Source organism: Nitrospira sp. (assembly GCA_016788885.1).
Classification (GTDB): Bacteria; Nitrospirota; Nitrospiria; order Nitrospirales; family Nitrospiraceae; genus Nitrospira_A.
Genome location: JAEURX010000014.1, coordinates 91,255 through 114,113, shown reverse-complemented (window position 1 = coordinate 114,113; position 22,859 = coordinate 91,255). Strand labels below are relative to the sequence as shown.

Sequence of the window (22,859 nt, the reverse complement as noted above, 5' to 3'; positions counted from 1 at the left end):
ATCTCACCGTTTCGTACGCTTGGGGCTCCGTACCGCACGCTTGGCGACAGGCCGCTTCTTGGCCGACGCAGGCCTCGCGGCTTTCTTCGCAGGTTTTGCCTTCACCACCCGCTTGGCGGCGGATGGGGCAGCCTTCGGCTTGGATTTTTCCGCCTCTTCCTGCGTCAGCGCCGCCTGTGCCGCCGCTAATCGCGCAATGCCGACCCGATAGGGCGAACAGCTCACGTAGTCCAATCCCAGCTGATGGCAGAACTCGACGGAACTGGGGTCGCCCCCATGCTCGCCGCAAATGCCCAACTTGATCGTGGGTCTGGTCTTCCGCCCGCCGGTGATCGCGGTGCGCATGAGGGAACCGACGCCTTCCCGGTCCAGCACGGCAAACGGGTCGCTTTCGAGAATGTTGGCGGTCTTGTAGAAGTCGATAAACTTCGCCGCGTCGTCGCGGGAGAAGCCGAATGTGGTTTGCGTCAGGTCGTTCGTCCCGAAGGAGAAGAATTCCGCCTCTTCCGCAATCCGATCGGCCGTCACGGCCGCACGCGGCAACTCGATCATGGTACCGACGAGATAGGAGAGCTTCACGCCGTAGCGCTTCATGGTTTCTGTGGCCACTTCGCGCACAAGATCCTTTTGTGCCTTCATTTCCGACACCATGCCGACCAGAGGAATCATGATCTCCGGAACGATCTTCGTGCCTTCCTTGGCCAGCTCGCAGGCCGCTTCGATGATCGCGCGCGCCTGCATCTTCGTGATCTCCGGCATCGTAATCCCGAGGCGGCAGCCGCGCAGACCCAGCATGGGATTGAACTCATGCAGTTCCTCCACACGGGCCAGCAATCGCTTCTTCTCCTCCAGCACGGTCGGTGATCCGCTGGTCAGTTCGAGTTGCGCGATTTCGACCATGAGGTCTTCACGCTTCGGCAGAAATTCATGCAACGGCGGATCGAGCAACCGAATCGTCACCGGAAATCCCTTCATCTCGCGATAGAGTCCGATGAAGTCCTGCTTTTGCAACGGCAGCAGTTGATCCAGGTACATCTCCCGTTCTTCCCGCTTCCTGGCGAGGATCATCTTCTGCATGATCTGAATACGGTCCTCGGCAAAGAACATGTGCTCGGTCCGACAGAGACCGATGCCTTCAGCGCCGAAACTCCGCGCAATGCGGGCTTGATCAGGCACGTCCGCATTCGCCCGGACCTTCAACTTGCGCACGCCGTCGGCCCACTTCAGCACCGATTCGAAGAGCTGATACTTCTCCGACGCCGCAGCCTCCATTTTGCCCTGCAGCACCTGGATGACCTCGGACTCCACCACGGGAATGTCACCGCCATATACGTTACCGGTCGACCCGTTGACGGACAGATACTCCCCTTCGCGGAATACTTGGGTGCCGATCCGCACGGTCTGATTGTCCACCACTTCAATGGCCTCACAACCGGCGACACAGACCTTGCCCATCTGCCTGGCGACCACCGCCGCGTGGGACGTCATGCCGCCGCGCGCAGTCAGAAAGCCCAGGGCGGCATTCATGCCGTGAATATCGTCCGGGCTGGTTTCCTGCCGCACCAGTACGACGCGATCACCGGCAGCCTTCATTTCCACCGCACGGTCCGCTGTCAACGCGAGTTTCCCGGCCGCAGCTCCCGGTCCAGCCGGCAACCCCTTGCCGAGCGGCGTGCAGTGCGATTCTTCCTTCGCATCGAAAATGGGATAGAGGTACTGCGCCAACTGATCCGGCCCGATGCGCTGGAGCGCCTCTTTCTTGGTGATGAGCCCTTCCTTCACCATATCGACCGCGATCCGGACCGCCGCTACGCCGGTCCGTTTTCCGACGCGGGTCTGCAACATGTAGAGCTTGCCCTCCTGGATGGTGAACTCCAGGTCGAGCATGTCCCGATAGTGACGCTCCAACCGCTTATAGGTCGTCTCCAAATCCTTGTAGGCCTGCGGCATGAACTTTTCGAGCTGATTCACCGGCAACGGAGTCCGGATACCGGCGACGACATCCTCGCCCTGCGCGTTCGTCAAACATTCGCCGAAGAACTGCCGCTGACCGGTGGCCGGATCGCGCGTGAAGGCCACGCCGGTGCCGCTGGTTTCGCCCATGTTGCCGAAGACCATCGCCACCACGTTCACCGCCGTGCCCCAGGTTTCTGGAATGTTGTACAGACGGCGGTACGTGACGGCCCGCGCGCCGTACCAGGAGGAGAACACCGCATTGATGGCCATGCGCAGTTGCTCGAGCGGATCGTCGGGAAAATCCCGTTTGGTTTCCTCTTTGACCAGTTCCTTGAAACTGACAACGAGTTCCTTGAGTGCCTTGGCATCGAGATGCGTGTCCTGCGTCACCCCGAGATCCCGCTTCTTGTGCTTGAGAATGTCCTCGAAATGCTCGCGGTTGATGCCCATGACGATGCTGCCGAACATGCTGATGAAGCGACGATAGCTGTCCTGCGCAAACCGTTCGTTCTTGGTCTTGATCGCCAGCCCGTGCACGGTCGTGGTGGTCAACCCGACGTTCAACACGGTGTCCATCATGCCCGGCATGGAGGCGCGGGCCCCCGAACGCACCGACACCAGCAAGGGATTGTCCGGATCGCCGAACCCGGCCTTCATCGACCGTTCGATCTTCTTCAGCGCGTGCAACGCCTCCTCCATCATGCCGGGAGGATAGGCCTTGCCACGCTTGTAGTATTCGACGCAGGCCTCCGTGGAGATCGTAAATCCGGGGGGCACGGAGACTTTCAGGTTCGTCATCTCGGCCAGTCCGGCACCCTTGCCGCCGAGGAGTTCCTTCATGTTGCCTTTGCCCTCGGCTTTTCCATCTCCGAAGTAATAGACGTATTTCTTGGCCACGCGACGCTCTCCTTCTGCTATGAGGTCAATGAGTCGGAACTGATTGGCGGGCGGCGGCTTCCAATCGCATGCGGTAGCGGTTAACGACGTGCCTGGTCACGCGAATGCCGCACACGATGATCCCCACCACGAACGCGCCGACCGCAAACAGCCGGTAATCCACGAACGGTCCATAGTCGAAATAAAACGTTCCGTCTGCGCCTTGCTTAAGTTGCGCGTCTTTCTGAAACGTATGGGTCTTCCCGGTCGGATCGGCGAGGTTGAGCCATTCCGAACAGAACTGCACGGGGTTTCCCGATCCCGGCACATGCTGGTAGGCCAGTCGCAGGCAAATGTCTTGTCTGGAATCATAGATATCCGGTGTCCGTACCAGCCGCTCAAAATTCAGGCCGGTCACCCAGATGCCGAAGAGAAACACCGCGTTGCACACCACCATCATGACGACGCTGATGCCGGACGCAAACCGTCGGACTTTGGTCGCCCTTACTTGGGCCGCCGCGCTTGCCTCGGGTGACTCAGGAAGGCTCTCTGAAGTCGCGTCCACACGTTCACCATCCGCTATGTCCCTTGTACCACAATCTGGGAGAAATCAGCGAACGACATGAACAAATCGTCGACCTCCTTCAAGAGCGACAGTCGATTCCCGCGGATCAGCGGATCTTCGGCATTGACCATCACCGCATTGAAAAAATCGTCGATCGGTCCTTTCATGCGGACCAACACATCCAGCGCCTGCCCATACTGCCCGGTGCCCATGGCCGAGCGATAATCGTCATGGCTGCTGCGAACGGTCTGATGCAGGGCGGACTCGGCGGTCTCGCGGAACGCATCGGACTCGACCGGCTTCCGATCCCATTGCTCTTTTTCCGTCAGCCGGTGTGCACGCTTGAACCCGGCGATCAACGGATCAAACTCAGCCCGCGTGGAAATCTGCTGCAGCGCCTGCATCTTGTCGAAGAGATCCACCATATCGACGTTACGGCGATCGACGGATTTCAGCACGGCCTCCATGACGTCGTCCCGCAATTGGTGTGCGCTCTTTCCATAAAAGCGGACCCGCTCATATAAAAAACCGATGACGTCCGGCGCTCCGCCTTTGCCAGTATGAGGCGCGGCCGTCACGTTCTGAGCGGTCAATCCTTCTTGCGCGGCCCGCACCGCTTGCGCAAGATTGAGCCGCAACCGGCTCTCGATGAGAATACGCACGATCGCCGTGGCGTGGCGTCTGAGGGCGAAGGGATCTTCAGACCCGCTGGGAACCAGGCCGACCATGAAAAATCCGGCAATGCTGTCTAACCGGTCAGCCAGGGAAAGCACCTTCCCTGCCAATGACTCCGGCAACTCCCCCTCCATCGCCCGTGGCATGTACTGTTCGCGAATCGCCGTGCTGACGACCGAAGACTCCCCGTCGTGTTTCGCATACTCCCCGCCCATGATTCCTTGCAGGGTCGGAAACTCGCCGACAATACCCGTCAGCAGATCAGCCTTGCTGAGTTCCGCCGCGCGCCGGCAGTCCTGAATCACTCGATCATCACCAAGCTGCCCGGCCACATGAGCCGCCATCGCTATGACGCGCTGCGTCTTCTGATGCAAACTACCGAGTTTCTGGTGGAATGTGACCGCGAGCTGTTTGGCCACGCGATCCGCCAGCGACGTCTTGCGATCCTCGTCGAAGAAAAATTTCGCATCGGCCAAGCGGGCGGCCAGGACCCGTTCGTTGCCTTCCCGGATCAACTGCATATTCGACAACTTCATATTCGTGACCGCCAGGAAATTGGGCAACAACGCGCCGTTCGAGTCCACCAGGGAGAAATACCCCTGGTGCTCTTTCATGGAGGTCATCAGAATTTCTTTCGGGAGCGCGAGATAATGCGGTTTAAAGGACCCTAGAATCGTCAGCGGGCATTCCACCATATACACGGCCTGCTCCAGCAACTCATCGTCCTGGTGCAGGTGCCCGCGCGCGGACTTGGCCAGCGAGGCCAGTTGGTCCAGAATCATCGCTCGGCGCCGGTCCTGGTCCACAATCACGCTGTGGCGCTCGGTCTCTTTCAAATAGTGGGCGATGGACTTGACGGCAAATCCCTTCGAACTGGACACCTTCGCACCCAGCACCCGATGCCCCTGGCTGAAATTGCCGGCTTTGATCGTCGCGAACTGAATCGGCAGGACCTTGCCCCCGCAGAGCGCTATCAACCAACGCACCGGCCGAGCAAAGCGCACCCCGGTCTGGTTCCAATGCATGGCCTTAGGGAACGACAACTTGGCCAACAACTGCGGCAAGGCCTGCGTCAGGACCGCAGCCACGGCCTGGCCCTTCTCTTGCTTCACCGCAAACAGATAGTCGCCTTTGGGCGTCTGCCGGACTTGCAGAGACTCAACCGGCACGCCTTGACCCGCGGCAAACCCAATGGCCGCTCTCGTCGGCTGACCCGACTGATCGAAGGCCACGGCTTTTGACGGCCCCATGGATTCCTTGACGGCCGAGGCCTGTTGTCTCGCCAGCCCTTCCACCAGCAACACGAGCCGCCGCGGTGTCCCCATCGTCCGGACAGCGCCATACGTCAGGCGCAAATCCTTCAGCAAGGTCTCCGCCCCCTGCTGCAACGCGCGTAAGGCCGGAGCGACAAACTGATAGGGCAACTCTTCGGTGCCGATTTCAAGCAACAATTCGGTCGTCGCGGGAGTCTTGGCGCGTGAGGCAGGCGCAGCCTTCTTCGCGCGTGAAACAGTCTTGGTCTTGGATTTCTTGGTTGGCATCGTGGGATAGGGTCCGCAGGCTACTTGGTGGTGACCGGTGAGTGGTTGGTGGCTCCTTTACCTGCCCGAGCCGGTTGCTTGATCAAGGGATGGCCCATGGCCTCCCGGTCGGCCACGTACGATTCCGCGCAGCGCCGCGCCAACGCCCGCACCCTGGCGATGTAGGACGTCCGCTCAGTGACGCTGATCGCCCCGCGTGCATCCAGCAGGTTAAACATGTGCGAGGTCTTGATGCAGTAATCGTAGGCCGGCAACGTCAACTTCTTTTCGAGCAGACGCTGACATTCCCCCTCGAACGCCTGGAAGGTGGCCATCAGCATGGGCACCTCGCCCTCTTCGAAGTTGTAGCGTGAAAATTCGACCTCACTCCGATGATGCACATCGCCGTACGTCACGCCGTCGGTCCATTGGAGGTCGTACACGTTATCGACCTGCTGGAGATACATCGCAATACGCTCGGTGCCATAGGTGATTTCGCCGGTAATCGGATTGAGCGGAATGCCCCCGATTTCTTGAAAATACGTAAACTGAGTGATCTCCATGCCATCGAGACGCACTTCCCAGCCCAAACCCCAGGCGCCGAGCGTCGGCGATTCCCAATCGTCCTGCACAAACCGGATGTCGTGTTTCTTCGGATCGATGCCCAGTTGCTTGAGACTCTCCAAATAGAGGCCCTGAATATTGTCGGGAGCGGGTTTCAGCACGACCTGATACTGGTAGTAGTGCTGCATGCGGTTGGGATTTTCGCCATAGCGGCCATCGGTCGGACGGCGGCAGGCTTGCGGGTAGGCGGCGCGCCAGGGTTCCGGCCCGAGGGAACGGAGGAACGTGGCGGGATGGAATGTGCCCGCACCTACTTCCAAATCATAAGGTTGGTGAATCACGCACCCGCGGTCAGCCCAGAAGCGATGCAGGGTCAAAATGAGGTCTTGGAAATTCACCGGGTGTCCAGATCTAGCCGCTGGCTGCTCGTGGTGACGGTTGAAAAGCAGGCCTGAAGCTAGCAAGAACCGTGACAGGGTGTCAAGAAACTGCACCTCCGTTTTCAATGGGTTGCAGCGCCAGCACCTCATGAACATGCGCGGATTTGTTCCCGGCAATCTCGCCACTGAATCGCTTGAACTGTGAGACGCACTGGTTTATTCTGCCAAATCTTGAGCAACTCACTAGACAACTATCTAGGCCATGAAGTTCTCCAAGAAGAGTGAATATGGGCTCCGGGCACTGCTCGAGCTCTGCGAGACCTACGGGGGCCGCGTGCTCCAGCGCCATGAGATTGCCGAGCGCCAGAATATTCCCGTGGAATTTCTCGAACAAATTCTGCTCGCGCTCAAACGCGCCGGACTGCTGGCGAGCCGGCGTGGGATTCGTGGCGGGTACTCGCTGATCAAGTCGCCGGAAGAGATCACGCTGGGCCAAGTCATCCGTATTTTGGATGGCCCGCTCGCGCCGATCAGTTGTGTCAGCAAAACCGCCTATCAAAAATGCGCCGATTGCCCCTATGCCGCCAAACCGTTCTGCCCGTTACAACAGGCCATGGGGGAAGTGCGCGATGCCATTGCCAATATTCTCGACCACTATACGTTGAGTCGATTCGCCCATAACAATCTGGTGGAAGGATCCTGATGCGTACCATCAGCCACGCAGTGACGAGCCTGTTTGTCGCAGTGATCACGTATGGAGCCTTGCTGACAGCCGCCGCACCAGCGCAAGCCGCGGAAACGCGCGATCTGATTTTGGCGGCCTATAGCGTGCCGAAGGAAGCCTACGAGCGACACATCATCCCCGCTTTTCAAAAGCATTGGAAACAAAAAACCGGGCAGGATGTCCGCGTACGCAGTTCCTATGGAGCTTCCGGCGCCCAGGCGCGCGCCATCATCGGCGGGTTCGATGCGGATGTTGCCGTGCTCTCGCTGGAAGGCGACGTCGATCAAATCACCAAAGCCGGCTTGATTACGCATGACTGGAGAAAGGCTCCGCATGGGGGCATGATCTCCGCCTCGGTCGTCGCGCTGGGCGTCCGGAAAGGCAATCCCAAGGGCGTGAAGGGCTGGGAAGATGCGGCGCGTCCCGGTGTCGAAGTCTTGTATCCCAACCCCAAAACCTCCGGCGGCGCCATGTGGGATGTGATCGCAATTTATGGCGCGGGGCTCAAACTTGCCGAGCAACGGGCGGGAAAACCGGTTGCTCCTGAAACGGCCGCGACGCAAGCGATCGACCTGCTCACCCGCATACAACGCAACGTGAAAGTCATGGACAAAAGCGGCCGCGAATCGGTGACGACGTTCGAACGTGGCGTCGGCGATGTCATCGTGACCTATGAAAACGAATTGCTGCCGCGCGTGAAGAGCGGACGCCCCTATGAAATCATCGTGCCGGCCGAAACGGTGTGGATCGAAAACCCGGCGGCGGTCGTCGATACCTATGCCGATCGGCATAAAGCCAAGGATCTGGCCGACGCATTCGTGGAGTTTCTGCATGGACCGGAGGCGCAAGCCGCCTTCGTCGAATTGGGATTCCGCCCGTTGGACCGAACTGCGCCGGCTCCTGCGGCAGGAACAGGGCTGCCTCAACCCGCCCGTCTGTTCACCATCGCGGACCTCGGCGGATGGGACTCAGTGAGCAACAAACTCTTCGGCGCGCAAGGGGTGTGGACGAAGATCGTCGAAGATGTGTCAAAGAGATAGGGCAAGGTACGATCGTTGAATTCGCATCTCTTAGTCCGAGTCGCGCTACGGTCCGCAGCGGTGGGGTATGTGCTGCTCTTGATTTTTCTCCCGCTTGCGGCGCTCGCACAACAATCGTTTGCTGCGGGATGGGATCGCTTTCTCCAGGATCTGGCCGCTCCACAAGCGTCGGCCGCACTCTGGTTGACCATTGAAACCGCCGCGATTGCCACCGTCATCAACGCCATCTTCGGCACTCTCTCGGCACTCGTGCTCGTGCGCTACGAATTTCCCGGCCGCTGGCTGTTGAACGCGTTAGTCGATCTGCCGTTTGCCATCCCCACCCTCGTCGCCGGATTGATGATTGCCGCGATCTATGGCCCCACGAGTGTCCTTGGCACCTGGCTCCAGCAGGGCGGCCTGACGGTGCTGTATAACCAGCCCGGCATCATTCTGGCCATGCTGTTTGTCACCATGCCGTTTACGATTCGCTCCCTGCAGCCGGTATTGATGGGTCTCGAACGGGATCAGGAGGAAGCGGCATTCACCCTCGGAGCGAGTCCCTGGACGACCTTTTGGAAGGTGACCGTCCCGTCGGTCCTGCCCGGACTGCTGACCGGCGTGTTCCTCACCTTCGTGCGCGCACTCGGCGAATTCGGCTCCATCGTGATCGTCGCAGGCAACATCCCGATGAAGACGCAGGTGGCGTCCGTGTACGTCTACGGAGAAATCGAGAGCTACAACCCCCAAGCGGCGACATCCGTCTCGGTGTTGATTCTGCTCATTTCATTTGTGGTGCTGCTGCTATTGGAGCGGCTGACCCGGCGTCCAGGTGAACGGTTACCGAAACTGTTTCGCTGGATGAGCCGGCATGAAGAACCAAGCCACGATTCCGCAGCACCGACTGCTGCGCACTGAAAGGCGAACCGGGTTGTGATCGTGTTGAGTGGAACGGGAGTGCAGGCATGCGTTGGCTGTTGATCGGGATCGTCTGGCTCTATTTTCTGGTCCTTCTGGTGGGCCCGATCCTTTACATGGCCAGCCAGAGTTTCAGCGAGGGGCTGGCGGCGTTCTGGACGGAAATCTCACGGCCGGAAGCGCTGCACGGATTTACCCTCACTGCGGAAATCACGCTGATCGTGCTCATGCTCAACCTGATCTTCGGAACACTCACGGCGCTGGTGTTGGCACGCCAACAGTTCTGGGGCCGCAGTCTGGTCAGCGGTGTGATCGATCTACCCTTTGCCGTCTCACCGGTCATCGCCGGATTCATGCTGATCCTGCTGTTTGGACCGGATACCCTGCTGGGCGCGTTTTTCGGCCAGGCGCATATCAAGATCCTCTTCGCGTTGCCCGCAATGATTCTCGCCACGCTCTTCGTCACGTTTCCCTTCATGGTGCGGGAACTCACGCCGCTGCTGCAGACATTGGGGACCGAAGAAGAAGAGGCCGCACGGACGTTGGGGGCGGGAGAGTGGCAGGTCTTTCTCAAGGTGACCCTCCCTGCTTTACGGTGGGGGCTGGTCTATGGCGCCACCCTCACCGTCGCACGGGCGATCGGCGAATTCGGCGCCGTGCTGGTGGTCTCCGGCAATATCCTGTTGCTGACGCAGACCGCCACCTTGCATATCTATCAAAGTTATGTCGATTTCAATTACGTGGCGGCTAATGCCGTGGCATTGACCCTGCTCGCCGTCTCCTTCGCGATTCTCACGGTGCTGGAAATCGCCAAGGCCCGAGCGGAAACGACCGTCGCGGAAGCAGGAGCGCAGTAAGCCGGTGAAAATAGAGGTCCGCGGGCTCACCAAAAAATTCGGTTCCGGAACAGCGGTCGGCAATGTTTCGTTCGTGGTAAACGAAGGCGAACTGCTTGGCTTGCTTGGGCCCAGCGGAAGCGGAAAAACCACGGTGTTGCGGTTGATTGCAGGCCTGGAGGTCCCAACCTCCGGCGACATCTTCATCGATGGGAAGCGCGTCAACGACCTCACCGTGCAGGAACGCAACATTGGCTTCGTGTTTCAACATTACGCCCTTTTCAAACATCTCACGGTTTTCGACAACATCGCCTTCGGTCTCAAGATCAAAAAGTGGAACCGGCCGGATATCGAACAGCGTGTCGCAGAACTGCTTGCCTTGATGAGCCTGGATGGACTCGGCGGCCGCTACCCGCATCAACTGTCTGGCGGGCAGCGGCAGCGTGTCGCCATCGCCCGCGCCTTGGCGCCGCGTCCGTCGGTCTTGTTGATGGATGAGCCGTTCGGCGCCGTCGATGCCAAGGTGCGGCAGGAACTGCGCGAGTGGCTCATTCGCCTCCATACGGATTTGAACGTCACCAGCCTGTTCGTCACCCACGATCAGGAAGAAGCGATGGAAGTCTCCGGGCGCATCATCGTCTTCTCCAAAGGCAAGCTGGAGCAGGCCGGCTCGCCCGCAGATGTGTATGAAGAACCCGCGACGGAATTCGTGGCCCGATTTATCGGCTCAATGAATATCGTGGAAGGTTTGGTACGCCGCGAACAGGTACAGGTCGGTTCGCTCGAATTTCCCGCACCGGGGTTTTCCGACGGCCAGAAGTTGCAGGTCGGCTTCCGTCCCTATTACGTGAAGGTTGCGGAAGACCCCCGTCGATACCGTCAACAGGCTAAGCTACGCCATATTTATTTTTTAGGGGTCGCATACCGACTGGAGATCGAAACCTCTGACGGCCTGATTCTCCGCTCGCGCATGAACAAAGAAGAGTTTCGCCGCTGCAATTTCATCGTCGGGCAAGCCGTTTCATTTGCCGTCACGCATTTCCGCATCCTGCCGCAAGAAGGCGCGGGCCCCTCAATCGAGGCCAAACCCGGCAGCCCTATCACTGGGCCACTGACGCCGTAGCAGGGATCGCTTCAGCTGGAGCAAGCCGTCGAGGTCAAATCGCCGCATCGTTCCAGCACTCACAACTTCCACTCATCGGGCAACTGGGATCGGCGCCTTCTCACGCGATCGGCATACTGCGCGTGGCAAGTCACACCTGAATCAGGGGAGACGGCTGGCTTCCTTCTCTTTTCCTTTACTATGAGAATGGTCGGTACAGATCTTTTCGTGCAAAAATCAACGAGATCCCACAAATGCTCACGAGAAAGTAGTTGTCCTGTAAATGCCGAACCAATCTTGACTCCGCATATGCAAGAGCCGAGTAGTCCGTCGTAAATTCGTTCAAGAAATGTTCAATGCACAACAGAGGGATCGAACTTTCAGCCAGCCTGGAATTCAAGACGATTTCTTCTTCAAAGCCTTCAATATCTAAATTCAAAACTGTTGGATAGAGTTGCGCCTTCTTGGCCTCATCGAGAAGGTCACAGAATTTTATTGTTTTGGCATTGTAGGCCACATCAGCTGTTGCCGATGCACGGATTTTTGGATTGATCGCCCTTGAAATGCTTTCCCTTGCGTCGTGATGGCCTTCGCACATCATTGGGACATACTGTTCGTTCCAGGAATCTGGCACGACTGCAGCTGTGATCACCTTATCGTTCGGTCGAACTTTGTCCCAATGTTTGGTCTTTTCCGGATTGGGCTCCACTATCAAGCCCCGCCAGCCTAACTGATACAATCGATAGGTGTTGCTTCCTTGAATAGGGTCAAATCCTCCGATATCCAAATACGTGTGAGGCAAAATATTCTTATAGCCTGGCATTCTGCTCAGCACATTAAGAATGACTTGCTGCTCGCCTAATTGACTGTAGTTTAACTCCTCATATTCTTTATAAATTTTTCTTCGAATATAGGGGGATCTCATAAGTTGTTTCATGAACTTCATTGGGTCTCTCCCCTCCCTGCAGAAATTACAGAACCACTTCTTTGCGGCACGTTGCTCCGAAGCTGCCGGCAGCAGTCCCTATCGTGCCTTCCGAAGATACAGCAGCGACCCGCCCGAGAAAGGCACAGTGAGCATACGCTCGCTCCCGCCGATGAGGAGACCCTCCTGCTTCGTGCGTCCAGTTTCGAATTCCATCCACTCCACGGTGAAGGGGCCGCTTACGCCGGTCAAATTGACGGTCACAGGTCGAGTCGCCTTCCCCTCGTCGGATTCAGAGGTCACGCCGCCAGCAGGAATATAGATTAAGTACTCACGCCCTCGATCAGCAAGGCAGTAGCCGGTCGAGGCCAGTTCGCTCTGCGGAGTCACACGCTTCAGGTCGAGCCGATCGGCCCACCGGCGCGCCTGTCCCATCGCCACTCGCGCGCGCTCGTGCTGCGGCTCATTGAGCACCGGCTCCCCAATGGTCAACTCATGGACCGCATCAAATGGATCCATATAAATCGGGTTATATCCTCGCATGAAGCTTTCCCAGACGTAGTCCTGATCGCCGCCGATCCCGTGGATATGATCGGTATCCAGCACCTGCACGTGACGTCCATCCACGACCGGGGGATTTCGCGCATATTTGGTGTACCCGCCGGGCGAGATCCAGTCGGCCTCGCTTTCGAACAGGGTGCGATTGTCGCCGCCCCCGAATTCGCCGAGTTGAAAGAAGGTCATGCCGACCGGATGTGCCATGAAGCCTCGCTCACGCTCATACCGTTTGACAAAACGAATGAGCTGGTATTGCCAGGGGACCGACTCTGGGGTCGCTTCATTCACGACCTCGTACAAGACGTTGTCCAAGTCGTGCAGCGCCTCAAGTACCTGCCGCACATAGGCTTCCTGAATCTGCAGCACCGGAGCTCCAGGCGATCGGTGCACCTCCAAACCCAGCCCGTCGCCGTTGGCGTCGCCGTCGATGCCGTTCACATTGTTACCACCGTTCAGGGGGTGCGCCTTCCATGCTCCCGGCGTGACCACGCTGAATCCCTGGAAGAACATCACAGAGACATAGATGCCGCGCTGCCCCGCTTGCCGGACCCTGGCGCGAAGCCGTTCAAAATACGCAGGATTGAACCGGGACAGATCCAAGCGTGGCCGGCCGTCCAGAGCAAGGCCGGGCCCAGTCCGCAGATACGGAAGCGGCGCGATATCCTTTTCATTGGCCGGAGGATTCAGGAGCCACCCGCCGTCCGAATGGATCGATTCAGTGACCCACAAGCGAATAAAATTATGATGCAGAGCCGTCAGCCGATCGAGATAAGCCGGATAGTCGAACACCTCGGTGACATCCTGAAAGTTTTCCCACGTGTGAGACCCGGTCACGTAGACGATCCGGTTTTCCGCGTCGGCGAAATATCGCGAGTTGTCAGTCGACTGTCGAAGAGGGCCGCGGGTCTGTAGCGGCGTTGAATCCTCTCCGGCCAAGACTTGCGCGTGACCGCCAGCGCAGAGCAACAGAACGCCCACAACACAGCTCAACAGATTCGACTGATGTACCATGGTCCTCCGCCCGACCGTGCCTGGCGCATCCAGGATCCGCCACAGACTACGACAGACCCCGAACAGCCGTTCCATCATGAATGCTGACATAACCTGAGCGTGAGTATTGTCCCGGCAATGTTAGTAGTAGGTGATCCGACGCTCGCGGACATGTGATTGTTTGATCCGGGGATCAGTGTCATGCAGTTCCCACCACTCAAACATCTCTGTGATCCAATTCCCTACCGAATCATATTCATACCGGTATGTCTTGCGATCGGTGAGCCGTCCCCCGGCATCATAGCTGCGTTCCTCGACCTGGCTGCCATGCTCATCGTAGCGAAATTCCGAATGGCTTTGTTTCCGTCCTCGCAAATCCGAGACGACTTTTTCCCGCACGTGCCCGCGATCGTCGTAAGTGATCGCGACGTCGTGCCCCACATCAAAACGAGTGGTCGTCACCACCTGATGTCCGTCCGCGTCGTATCGATAATTGCGCTCGAGTCGTTCATGTATCAGGCGTCCGGCGGCATCATAGGCATAGAGGTTCCGGTTGACGACCTGCACCGCATTGTAATGAAGGCCACGCCGGAGCTTACGCGACTCGTCGTATTCATAGAGGGACACATTCTCAAACGTCCCGTCGCCCCATGCCGCTAACTCGGCGGACCGATTCCCCTGCGCATCATAGACGGCGCGGGTCTCCTTCACGAGCTCGCCTCGTGCATCACGTATCACTTCAGCCAGACGTCTTCCCTCCTGGTCGTAGACATAGGTAAACCGCAGGGGCCACAAGCTTTGGGATGCCTCTTTCCCGCCTTGAACCCGTTCGAGAATACGACCCTGCAGGTCGTAGCGGTCGGTTTGCGACAGGAGACTGTCTATGGTTTCAACTGATTGAACGGCTCCGATCAATCCATCTTCCTCTCTGGCGGTGAGCTGGGCAGAGAGAGCAGGCATTGGCAGGCCCGCCGAGTCGAACATGAACAGGCAGAGGAAAAGAATGAGTGGAGAAAGCACCGCCCGATTCCATGCCCGCCGCACCTTGAATGAGTCAAGGACGACGCGCAGCAGGGATCGGGCGGACAGGATTGTCGGCTTCCTATTCGACAGAAGCCAGGGAGCCGAGAATATGGTATCCCCCATCGACGTAGATCACCTCTCCGGTGATGCCGCGACCTAACGGACTCACGAGGAACAGCGCCGTGTCGCCCACTTCGCCCTGCTCCGTCGCCCGCCGAAGCGGCGCGAATGCGCGATGGTGATCGACCATTTTGCTGATCCCGGACACACCGCGCGCCGCCAGCGTTTTGATCGGTCCGGCAGAGACGGCATTCACCCGGATATTCTTCGGTCCCAGATCGTGGGCCAAATACCGCACCGTCGCTTCAAGCGCGGCTTTGGCGACGCCCATGACATTGTAGTGCGGAACCACGCGCTCGCTGCCGAGGTAGGTCAGCGTGACGACTGAACCACCTTCCGTCATCAACGGCATCGCCGCCCGCGTGACGGCAACGAGAGAATAGGCGCTCACGTCGAGGGCCGTCGTAAATCCCTGGCGAGTGGTGTTCACAAATTCGCCGGTCAATTCTTCGCGCGGCGCAAAGGCGAGTGAATGGACGACAAAATCCAACCGCCCGAGTTTCTCTGAGGCCTGTTTCATCATCGCGGCGATCTGATTGTCATCTCCGACATCACAGACGCAGGCCGACGCGCCCGGGAGGGTCTGGACTAATTCTTCGACGTTTTCGCGCAACCGTTCGTTCTGATAACTGAACAGCATCTGCGCGCCTTCGCGCGCGGCAGCCTGTGCAATGGCCCAGGCGATGCTATGCTTGTTCGCCACACCGATAATCAGTCCCTTTTTACCTTCTAACAACATACCGGCTCCTGCTCCTTCAATGAGATCACGCCCTGACGGGCGCCCAACATAACACGATTCGCCCGCGGAGTGAATTGCCACGGCTGCTCCAAGGTGAGCAGAAGGGAGTATCCCTTTCAACTGCGCCGCATGCTTACCCTCCCAACCCCAGTTCGCGGCGCGAGGCCTTTGCCCATGGGAGGGCGTTCCGAAGCCGCGTGGTACGCGAGCAAGAACGGCACTCCGTCCTGCTCATAGCTTCTTTCGCACGTCTTTCCAATCGTGAGCCCCCTTGGCTTTGCGCGGCAGTTCGCCCTTTGGCAGTTCCGGAACCACGACCACCTCTAAGCGATGCTGCAGGAGCGTATCGGCAAAGGCCCGCGTGCGCCCGATGCCCGACTTCATCGTCGTCCATCCGTCTTGCTTGAAACCGTCCAACGTCGCACTCAGGCCGCCGGTTCCCGGAACCGCTACAAACCCCGGTGGAAATTTATGCGAGACCAACCACTGCCGCAGCGTGTGAGCGGCATCATTCCCCATCGAAGCTGACTCACTCCCCGGCACATAGACCACATTGTAGTAATACTGCGTCAATTTCGAGAGTTCGTCCGCGGCATCAGGCACCGGCTCTGCCGCGGGCCTCCCGACGCTTCCCGCTGGGGCAGACGGCGCGGAGGACGCAGCCCCCGGCTGCATGAGCGACTCCAACTCGACCAACACAATCGGCCGCCGGCGCTCCCACACACAGAGAGTGGTTTCGCGCATCTCCGCCGATACGGTCGCTGCCGGATCGACCGACAAGTTGATGACATTGGTCCCCCGCATCTTCGGCAGATAGTCGAAGGACACCTGCCCGGCCTGGTTGGTGGTTTGGGACGCGATGGCCTTCCCATCGATGCGCAGATGAAGAAGTACGCCCGCCAGCGGCCGATCGTCGCTCTGGCCCGCCGCAGTTAGTCGCGCATCGATACGCACCGGATGATTGGGCAGGGTCAATGCGTCTCGGACGGTCAGCAGACCAGGAATCTTGTCTGCTGCCTCTCCGTTCGCACAGACGCTTGCCCATGCAAGCAGCACCAGCAGCAGTGTGCGCAGCCCGAAACGAGACACGAGAGGCAGAGTTTGGGGGAGATGTGGGTATCGGCACATGATGCGTCGTTACGAAAGGAGTCCGCGGTCTCGGCTCACGGTGAGATAGGTATCGCCCATGCAAAACACGATCAGCCCGAGCAACGGCACGAGGGCAAACGAGAAGAGCCCCATCCACAGGGCGATCAGTACGAGCCCCGCGATGAGCAGCGGCCCGCCGCGTTTTTCGCCGATGTACAAATGGCCCAGTCCCGGCACGAGCGACAACGCGGCGGCACGACAGGCATGAGACGTTTTTTCCAGCGGGTCCATCACCATTGCCCGCGCCGACGGCGCGGTTCCCGTCTTCCTGCTACGCCGTTACCGCGGCCAACACCTCGTCCACATGCCCGGGAACCTTGACCTTCCGGAACACGGCTTTGATGCGGCCGCTCGCGTCAATGACGAATGTGCTCCGCTCAATCCCCATGTACTTGCGTCCGTACATGCTTTTCTCTTTATAGACTCCATAGGCTGTGCAGATCGCCGCGTCTTCGTCACTCAACAACGTGAAGGGCAACTCATACTTGGCAATAAACTTCTGATGTGCAGCCTTCCCATCCTTACTAACGCCGACCACCACGGCGCCGGCCTTGGTGAGGGGCGTGAGGGAATCACGAAAATCGCAGGCCTCTTTGGTACAGCCGGAGGTATCGTCTTTGGGATAGAAGTACAAGACCACCTGCTTGCCCTTGAAACTCTTCAACGTCACAGGCTTCCCATCCTGATCGGGCAGGGAAAAATCCGGAGCTTTCTCCCCCACTGCTAACTCACTTGCCATACGCGGGATGTCCTTCTGTTTAACGAATATGTCTTCCGTCGGCTAACGCGGGCCACTGCCGATCGTCGGCCGGCTCGTGCCGTACGGATGTTCTCTCGACGGACCCTTGGGCGCTTCGGGATTTCCGAACGGGCGCAGCGCCGGCGAGTCCCAGATGACCTTATCCCCAGGGGCAAGATTCGCCGCGGTGATAAATTCCTGCCGCGCCTGATCAGTTTGCCCCAAGGCATTCAAGCTGAGCGCGTAGTTATAGTGCGCTTGCCCCGAATCCGGGGCAGCTGCTACCACCTGAGCGAACAGGTTCTTGGCTTCCGCCATTTGACCAGCCAGAAACGCTTGGGTTGCTTGGCCGTTCAGTGCAATGGTGTCGGGTTTGGCCCCATAAGCCAACTCCAACGGAACCAGCGGTTTCGGCTTGGAATGGGTACAGGCCCCCATCAACAGCGTGAGTGCAAATAGGGCCATCCAGAAACTGACTCGCATGACACAACCTCTCAAATATGGTCGCCGCTGCCCTTCGGCTCTGCGACCCTGACGCGGCGATATTCCGACATTCCAGACCGCTCACTCACGTGAGACGCAAGATGGGGATATCGATTGCCCTGATCCACCGGCGCGTTACGGCTTCGCCCGCCTTTTCTGCTCTTCTTCAGTGGTTTTTCGATACATCACATCCCACTCCGGGCTGCCCTCGACAATCTGCCTGGTATAGGACGCCAGTCTCGCGCGCACCTTCTTGTCGATCTCTTCTTCCAACGCAAGTTCCGCCGCCACCACGCGTTTGATTTCGCGCAGGACCTTCCCGTCATCCTCGGTCAGCCGACACTGCGGGCTCTTCTTCAGCGCACCGAGCACCAGATGGGCCAGGTGACTGGCTTTATCGTCGCTGATCATTGTCTGCACCACCTCCGGTGAGGACGCCGTCCGGGCACCGACCAAAACGTTATAGGATGATCCCCCGTTCACGCACCAGCTTCTGCTTGATCATCGTAAACATCTTCTGATAGTCGACTTGCCCCTGCTCGATTTGCCGTTCGTAGGGTTGCATCATCCGGCGCACTTCGGCGTTCAACCGATCTTCGACCATCAGTTCCTCAGTCATCGTGTGTTCCAACGACTCCCGAAGCGCCTTCCGATCTCCGCTGATCTCAAGAAACTGCAACTCGTGCAATCGAGCGACCACCGAGTCTGCCATATGGTGAACCCGCTCTTTGGCCAGCCTCATAAAACCGCTCCTCTCGAATCAGCCTCAGAGAATTTTACGCAACGGGCTATGCCGGCTCGATTCGTTCTACCCGGATCGTGTTCGCGTTCATCGCCTGTCGCAACGTCGCCGCATCACCCAGCACCCGTCCCACGACGTTGACCCGGTCGGCAGGGACAGGGTCAGCCCCCATGCTCATGGGCGTACGACCGAAGAAAATCGCCAGAACCTGGCCGGCTCCCCAGAATGCCACGTCGCCGATTTTGACTTGCGTCGTCGCCGTTTCGCGATGATCTTTCACGCCGGGAATTTTAAAATAGAACTCTTCGCCCCACACATTCAATGGCCCTTCCGCCGGCAAGGCCCGATAGAGCTCTTCGGCCGTTCTGGTGCCCTTCAGCTCGGCCTCCAGTTTGACACCGCCGACTGTGATTCGAATGCGTTTCATTGTGCCGTTCGTGCTCATACCCCTCATCCTCGCCGTAATACTCGCGCAACACCAGAGTGACGAAACTCCGCACCAGTCGCGGACTCTAACTTGTTTATGCCCTGAAATCAAGGCTACAATCCCACTCACAGTGCGTCTCGACTGCCTATGCTGAACTCCACCTTCGTGCATTTGAACGGCATCGGTCCCGCGACTGAACGGCGACTCTGGGAAGGCGGCATCGCCGACTGGGATACGTTCCGTCGGGAACCTCAGGTACCGGGCATCTCTCCTTCCCGTAAAGTCGCGTACGATGCGGACCTCGCCCTTGCCCAAACTCATCTGGATCGCCACAACGCACGATACTTTGCCGACTGCCTGCACGCTCGCGACCACTGGAGGCTGTTTCCCACCTTCGGCGCACGGGCCCTCTACCTCGACATTGAGACGACCGGGCTCTCGGCCCGCGAGGGGCACGTGACCGTCGTGGGGCTGTACCGTCAGGGACACATGCGCACGCTGATCCACGGCGACTCCCTGACCCAGGCTGCCATTCAAGAGGAACTGGATCAAGCCGACCTGTTGATCACCTTCTTCGGCACCGTCTTCGACATGCCCTATCTGCAAACCTGCTTCACCGGCTTGCAAGTCGGGCTTCCGCACTTTGATCTCTGCTTTGCTGCCAGACGCGTTGGGTTACGCGGCGGACTCAAATCCATCGAGAAGGAGTTGAACATCGCGCGAGAATCCGACCTGCTGGAACTTGATGGCATGGAAGCCGTTCGACTCTGGCATCAATCCCGCGCAGGCAACGACGCGGCGCTGGATCAACTCGTCCGTTACAATGCCGCCGACACGAGAAACCTGGAGCCATTGGCGACCTCCCTCTACGACCAACTCGCCTTGCGGTACGGACCTCCCTGGCCGACCCACCACGGATAACATGGAACATCAGCAGAATCAGTGGGAGTGGGCGGGCTATGGACAAACCGATCCAGGATTGGTCCGGACCACCAATCAGGATTCGTTCCTGGTCGACAATCGACGTCGGCTGTGGGCCGTGGCAGACGGCATGGGTGGCCACCCCGGTGGAGAGGTGGCGAGCCGTCTGGTCGTCGACATCCTCGCGGATTTCGCTCCGACCCTCTGCCGCGGCATCGATAGCGCTCACAACCACGCGGAGCAACAGGGACGATTTCTCCTTACCACGATGGCTGAACAAGCCCATACGGCCGTCCGATCTCACGCCGAACGAAACCGAGCCGTCTATGGCATGGGCACCACACTCGTGATGGCCCATCTACTGCCGTTGGCTCACCCACGCCTCCTCGTCCTGAACGTCGGCGACAGTCGCGCCTATCTGATCCGGGCCGGCACCATCATCCAACTCACGCGAGACCATACGTTGCTTGAAGACTCCATCCGAGAGGGACGGCTGACACCCGCCCAAGCCGCGCATCACCCGGATCGGCACGTGTTGACCCGCGCGATGGGAGTTGGGCCGACGTTGGAAAGCGACCTCTTTTCCTCTGATCTGCAGAACGGAGACCTGCTGCTACTCTGTTCCGACGGTCTCACCACTATGCTGACCGACGAGGAGATTCTCAACATCGTGCGCCCCCGCCTTCACGATGCCCATGACTCGACCCAGGCACTGATCCGAGCGGCGATTGAGCGAGGCGGCATCGATAACGTCACCGTTGTCACCTGTTCCGTGGTTGACACCACGAAGCAGGCAAATAGGCATTGACACCACCTCAAGGCAGCAGGTAGCCTCACCTCATCATGGCTCGTAATCTCACGAGTCCCGTGATCCGCAGTCTTTCAGACGAATGAGCACGCAACCCTGCACCGCCTCCACAACCCCTCGATCGATCTTGAGCTGCCTGTTGCTGAGCGGGCTCTTCGGACTCCTCGGCATGTCCGCGGCAGCAGCGGCAGAGCCTGTCGGGCCCGAGGCCACCCTGCGCGCCCTGGTGCGAGCGAACGCCGAGCGGGACCTTGCCACGATGTCGCACTACATGTCCCATGACACCGATGCCATCGGGTACACACTCGACGGAAGAAAATACGTAGGATGGCCTGACCTCGCCAGCGACATGCGCAGCGAATTCGATTCCGTCACCAAACTGGACATTCCTATCACCAGCCTGCAGATGTGGAGCAAGGGTGATATCGCCTGGTTTGCGATGGAATTGAACTATATCCGTTATGCCGACCCTGCGGATCTCACCCAGCGCATGATCCTCCCGCTGCGCGAAACAGGTGTCATGGAGCGGCGAGATGGTCGCTGGATCCTGGTGGCCTGGCACGAGTCCACTCGCCATCACGACAGCGACAACGGGCCGGCCGCCGACACCTCTGCTCGTGTTCACCGGGCGTCGGATACCCAACAGCCTGTGCCGAACGGCATCGATCTCAGCGGGCAATGGGAAGTGACGGAAATCGAAGACAACAAGAAATATGTCGCGACCCTAGACGGACAAGGGAATGGCCCGTACACCTGGCAAGAGGGGCAATTCACCACCACGAGTTACGATGATCGCCGCTGGCAAGGCACCTGGAAACAAACCGGGAACGACCGGGAAGGCGCCTTCGAAGTGATCCTCTCGGAGGATGCCAGGGAGGCGAAAGGGATCTGGTGGTATGTGCGTGTCGGCAACAGGAATAATATCCCGCCCCGGCAGCATGGCGGCACGTATCTCTGGAAACGACTCACCCCGCCCCCTCCGGCTCCGTAGCCGACGGATGGCGCTTGCCCACATCGTTTCATCGACTTTCACCACAGGCCGGTTTGTTACAACGAGGAGGCGCTATGAATCGTGTGCTATTACTGATGGTCTTACTCTTAGGAATTACCGGTCGAGCCTACGCCGACGGTGGGCACGCGCATCACGCCGTCCCCACCATGCCAAGCCTGGGGCAAACCACGTTGACCGTCGACGATCACACCGTCACGTTAACCTTCGGCCCGGTCGACCTCCCCACCGGCCACGATGGTGATTTGGCATCCAGCATGCCCAAGAAGGTCTTTCAGTTGCCCGACGACACCTACATGATCGGGTACAAGTCTGAGGTGTTTACAAAGGACGGCAAGCCACTCCCCAAGAACTATCTCCATCACATTCTTATGCTGAACAATGACAAACCCAGCGTGTCGTGCGACGGCGAACCCCTGTTTTTCGCCGGAGCCGGCCTGGAAATGACCGAAGCGCGTTTTCCCGAAGGCTATGGGGTCAAGCTCGGAAAGGGGCAAAACCTCATGTCAGTGGTGGCCTTTTACCATAAGGCGCCTCCCACGAAGGATGTGATGGCTCGGTTCACGATGTATGTCGCGCCAAAAGGCACGAAAGTACAGGAAATGGACGTCTACCAGGTGGGCGTCAACATCGTCTGCTACAGCAAATTCGCACAACGGGGAGCAGATCAAACGGACGAAGGCATCGAAATTAAGCCCGGGGTCTCGGTGCTCTCGGCGCCACTGAAGTTCAACATGGACGGCTGCGTCAAGTTCGCCTATCCTCACGGCCACGACGAGCTCCTCATGGTCGCACTTGAAAACAAAACCTCTCAGCAGACGCTCCTCCGCACCGTTCCCGAAGTCGATGCGGATGGGACCTTCCGAGACTTCCTCCCCCATCAAGTCTATCGGGACGGAAAGGGATTCACCGTCACCAAACAGGATGACTATGAAATGGTGATGGTTCACCACCACCCCTTGCACAACCCGAACATTCAGCACGGGATGGGAAACTATCTGCTCTACATGACGCCGGGAGTCTGTCCGCAAAGCACAAACACTGCGGCGGCGCACTAAGCGCAGCGCAGCGGGCCACCGCACAGGCTGCTC

Annotated in this window: 24 protein-coding genes; 9 read left to right on the top strand and 15 right to left on the bottom strand. The window is 58.8% G+C overall.

Annotated features, from left to right (window positions below; translation table 11 throughout):
* Positions 1-3 precede the first annotated feature (3 nt).
* The 4 genes from JNL86_04270 to JNL86_04255 are packed head-to-tail and all read right to left on the bottom strand — an operon-like array spanning position 4 to position 6,554.
* Positions 4-2,853 carry a pyruvate, phosphate dikinase gene (locus JNL86_04270; GenBank protein MBL8042114.1) on the bottom strand — a complete coding sequence of 950 codons (2,850 nt, stop codon included), beginning with the start codon at positions 2,851-2,853 and terminating at the stop codon, positions 4-6.
* A gap of 25 nt (positions 2,854-2,878) precedes the next feature.
* Positions 2,879-3,397, bottom strand: a complete 519-nt coding sequence (locus JNL86_04265) for a hypothetical protein (protein MBL8042113.1) — start codon at positions 3,395-3,397, stop codon at positions 2,879-2,881.
* 14 nt (positions 3,398-3,411) lie between these two features.
* Positions 3,412-5,613, bottom strand: coding sequence for a glycine--tRNA ligase subunit beta (locus tag JNL86_04260; protein MBL8042112.1), 2,202 nt, complete (start codon positions 5,611-5,613; stop codon positions 3,412-3,414).
* Positions 5,614-5,633: 20 nt separating this feature from the next.
* Positions 5,634-6,554, bottom strand: coding sequence for a glycine--tRNA ligase subunit alpha (locus tag JNL86_04255; GenBank protein ID MBL8042111.1), 921 nt, complete (start codon positions 6,552-6,554; stop codon positions 5,634-5,636).
* 244 nt (positions 6,555-6,798) lie between these two features.
* Here JNL86_04255 and JNL86_04250 point away from each other — a divergent pair, with 244 nt between their 5' ends.
* Genes JNL86_04250 through JNL86_04230 form a run of 5 tightly spaced genes read left to right on the top strand, consistent with a single transcriptional unit; the run spans position 6,799 to position 11,156 of the window.
* The gene (locus tag JNL86_04250; GenBank protein ID MBL8042110.1) at positions 6,799-7,239 is read left to right on the top strand and encodes an Rrf2 family transcriptional regulator; all 441 of its coding nucleotides are present in this window, start codon (positions 6,799-6,801) and stop codon (positions 7,237-7,239) included.
* Positions 7,239-8,300, top strand: coding sequence for a sulfate ABC transporter substrate-binding protein (locus JNL86_04245; protein MBL8042109.1), 1,062 nt, complete (start codon positions 7,239-7,241; stop codon positions 8,298-8,300). The genes JNL86_04250 and JNL86_04245 overlap by 1 nt, the downstream gene beginning before the upstream one ends.
* Before the next feature lie 15 nt (positions 8,301-8,315).
* The gene (cysT, locus tag JNL86_04240; GenBank protein MBL8042108.1) at positions 8,316-9,197 is read left to right on the top strand and encodes a sulfate ABC transporter permease subunit CysT; all 882 of its coding nucleotides are present in this window, start codon (positions 8,316-8,318) and stop codon (positions 9,195-9,197) included.
* Between the two features lie 47 nt (positions 9,198-9,244).
* A complete protein-coding gene (locus tag JNL86_04235) occupies positions 9,245-10,054 on the top strand; it encodes a sulfate ABC transporter permease (protein ID MBL8042107.1) in 810 nt (269 codons plus the stop codon).
* A 4-nt stretch (positions 10,055-10,058) separates the two neighbouring features.
* On the top strand, positions 10,059-11,156 hold the full coding sequence (locus JNL86_04230) for an ABC transporter ATP-binding protein (GenBank protein ID MBL8042106.1): 1,098 nt from the start codon (positions 10,059-10,061) through the stop codon (positions 11,154-11,156).
* A 178-nt stretch (positions 11,157-11,334) separates the two neighbouring features.
* Here JNL86_04230 and JNL86_04225 read toward each other — a convergent pair whose 3' ends face one another.
* The 11 genes from JNL86_04225 to JNL86_04175 all read right to left on the bottom strand — a co-directional run bounded on the left by JNL86_04225 (position 11,335) and on the right by JNL86_04175 (position 19,048).
* On the bottom strand, positions 11,335-12,081 hold the full coding sequence (locus tag JNL86_04225; protein MBL8042105.1) for a hypothetical protein: 747 nt from the start codon (positions 12,079-12,081) through the stop codon (positions 11,335-11,337).
* A 78-nt stretch (positions 12,082-12,159) separates the two neighbouring features.
* On the bottom strand, positions 12,160-13,707 hold the full coding sequence (locus JNL86_04220; GenBank protein MBL8042104.1) for a hypothetical protein: 1,548 nt from the start codon (positions 13,705-13,707) through the stop codon (positions 12,160-12,162).
* A gap of 42 nt (positions 13,708-13,749) precedes the next feature.
* Positions 13,750-14,628 carry a hypothetical protein gene (locus tag JNL86_04215; GenBank protein MBL8042103.1) on the bottom strand — a complete coding sequence of 293 codons (879 nt, stop codon included), beginning with the start codon at positions 14,626-14,628 and terminating at the stop codon, positions 13,750-13,752.
* A gap of 82 nt (positions 14,629-14,710) precedes the next feature.
* A complete protein-coding gene (locus JNL86_04210; protein ID MBL8042102.1) occupies positions 14,711-15,490 on the bottom strand; it encodes an enoyl-ACP reductase in 780 nt (259 codons plus the stop codon).
* A 231-nt stretch (positions 15,491-15,721) separates the two neighbouring features.
* Positions 15,722-16,579, bottom strand: coding sequence for a hypothetical protein (locus tag JNL86_04205; GenBank protein MBL8042101.1), 858 nt, complete (start codon positions 16,577-16,579; stop codon positions 15,722-15,724).
* A 48-nt stretch (positions 16,580-16,627) separates the two neighbouring features.
* Complete coding sequence (locus JNL86_04200) at positions 16,628-16,876, bottom strand: hypothetical protein (GenBank protein ID MBL8042100.1); 249 nt, start codon at positions 16,874-16,876, stop codon at positions 16,628-16,630.
* A gap of 34 nt (positions 16,877-16,910) precedes the next feature.
* The gene (bcp, locus tag JNL86_04195) at positions 16,911-17,378 is read right to left on the bottom strand and encodes a thioredoxin-dependent thiol peroxidase (GenBank protein MBL8042099.1); all 468 of its coding nucleotides are present in this window, start codon (positions 17,376-17,378) and stop codon (positions 16,911-16,913) included.
* A gap of 42 nt (positions 17,379-17,420) precedes the next feature.
* A complete protein-coding gene (locus JNL86_04190; GenBank protein ID MBL8042098.1) occupies positions 17,421-17,861 on the bottom strand; it encodes a tetratricopeptide repeat protein in 441 nt (146 codons plus the stop codon).
* A gap of 135 nt (positions 17,862-17,996) precedes the next feature.
* Positions 17,997-18,272 (bottom strand): DUF507 family protein, encoded by a 276-nt coding sequence (locus JNL86_04185; protein ID MBL8042097.1) that lies wholly within the window; start codon positions 18,270-18,272, stop codon positions 17,997-17,999.
* A gap of 49 nt (positions 18,273-18,321) precedes the next feature.
* Positions 18,322-18,603: a DUF507 family protein gene (locus tag JNL86_04180; GenBank protein MBL8042096.1), complete on the bottom strand. Its 282-nt coding sequence runs from the start codon at positions 18,601-18,603 to the stop codon at positions 18,322-18,324.
* 46 nt (positions 18,604-18,649) lie between these two features.
* Positions 18,650-19,048 (bottom strand): hypothetical protein, encoded by a 399-nt coding sequence (locus JNL86_04175; protein MBL8042095.1) that lies wholly within the window; start codon positions 19,046-19,048, stop codon positions 18,650-18,652.
* Positions 19,049-19,177: 129 nt separating this feature from the next.
* On the opposite strand from JNL86_04175, the gene JNL86_04170 reads away from it, so the two are divergent.
* The 4 genes from JNL86_04170 to JNL86_04155 all read left to right on the top strand — a co-directional run bounded on the left by JNL86_04170 (position 19,178) and on the right by JNL86_04155 (position 22,826).
* The gene (locus JNL86_04170; protein ID MBL8042094.1) at positions 19,178-19,951 is read left to right on the top strand and encodes a ribonuclease H-like domain-containing protein; all 774 of its coding nucleotides are present in this window, start codon (positions 19,178-19,180) and stop codon (positions 19,949-19,951) included.
* Between the two features lies 1 nt (position 19,952).
* On the top strand, positions 19,953-20,759 hold the full coding sequence (locus JNL86_04165; GenBank protein MBL8042093.1) for a serine/threonine-protein phosphatase: 807 nt from the start codon (positions 19,953-19,955) through the stop codon (positions 20,757-20,759).
* Positions 20,760-20,886: 127 nt separating this feature from the next.
* Complete coding sequence (locus JNL86_04160; protein ID MBL8042092.1) at positions 20,887-21,750, top strand: nuclear transport factor 2 family protein; 864 nt, start codon at positions 20,887-20,889, stop codon at positions 21,748-21,750.
* A 74-nt stretch (positions 21,751-21,824) separates the two neighbouring features.
* A complete protein-coding gene (locus JNL86_04155) occupies positions 21,825-22,826 on the top strand; it encodes a hypothetical protein (protein ID MBL8042091.1) in 1,002 nt (333 codons plus the stop codon).
* Positions 22,827-22,859 lie beyond the last annotated feature (33 nt).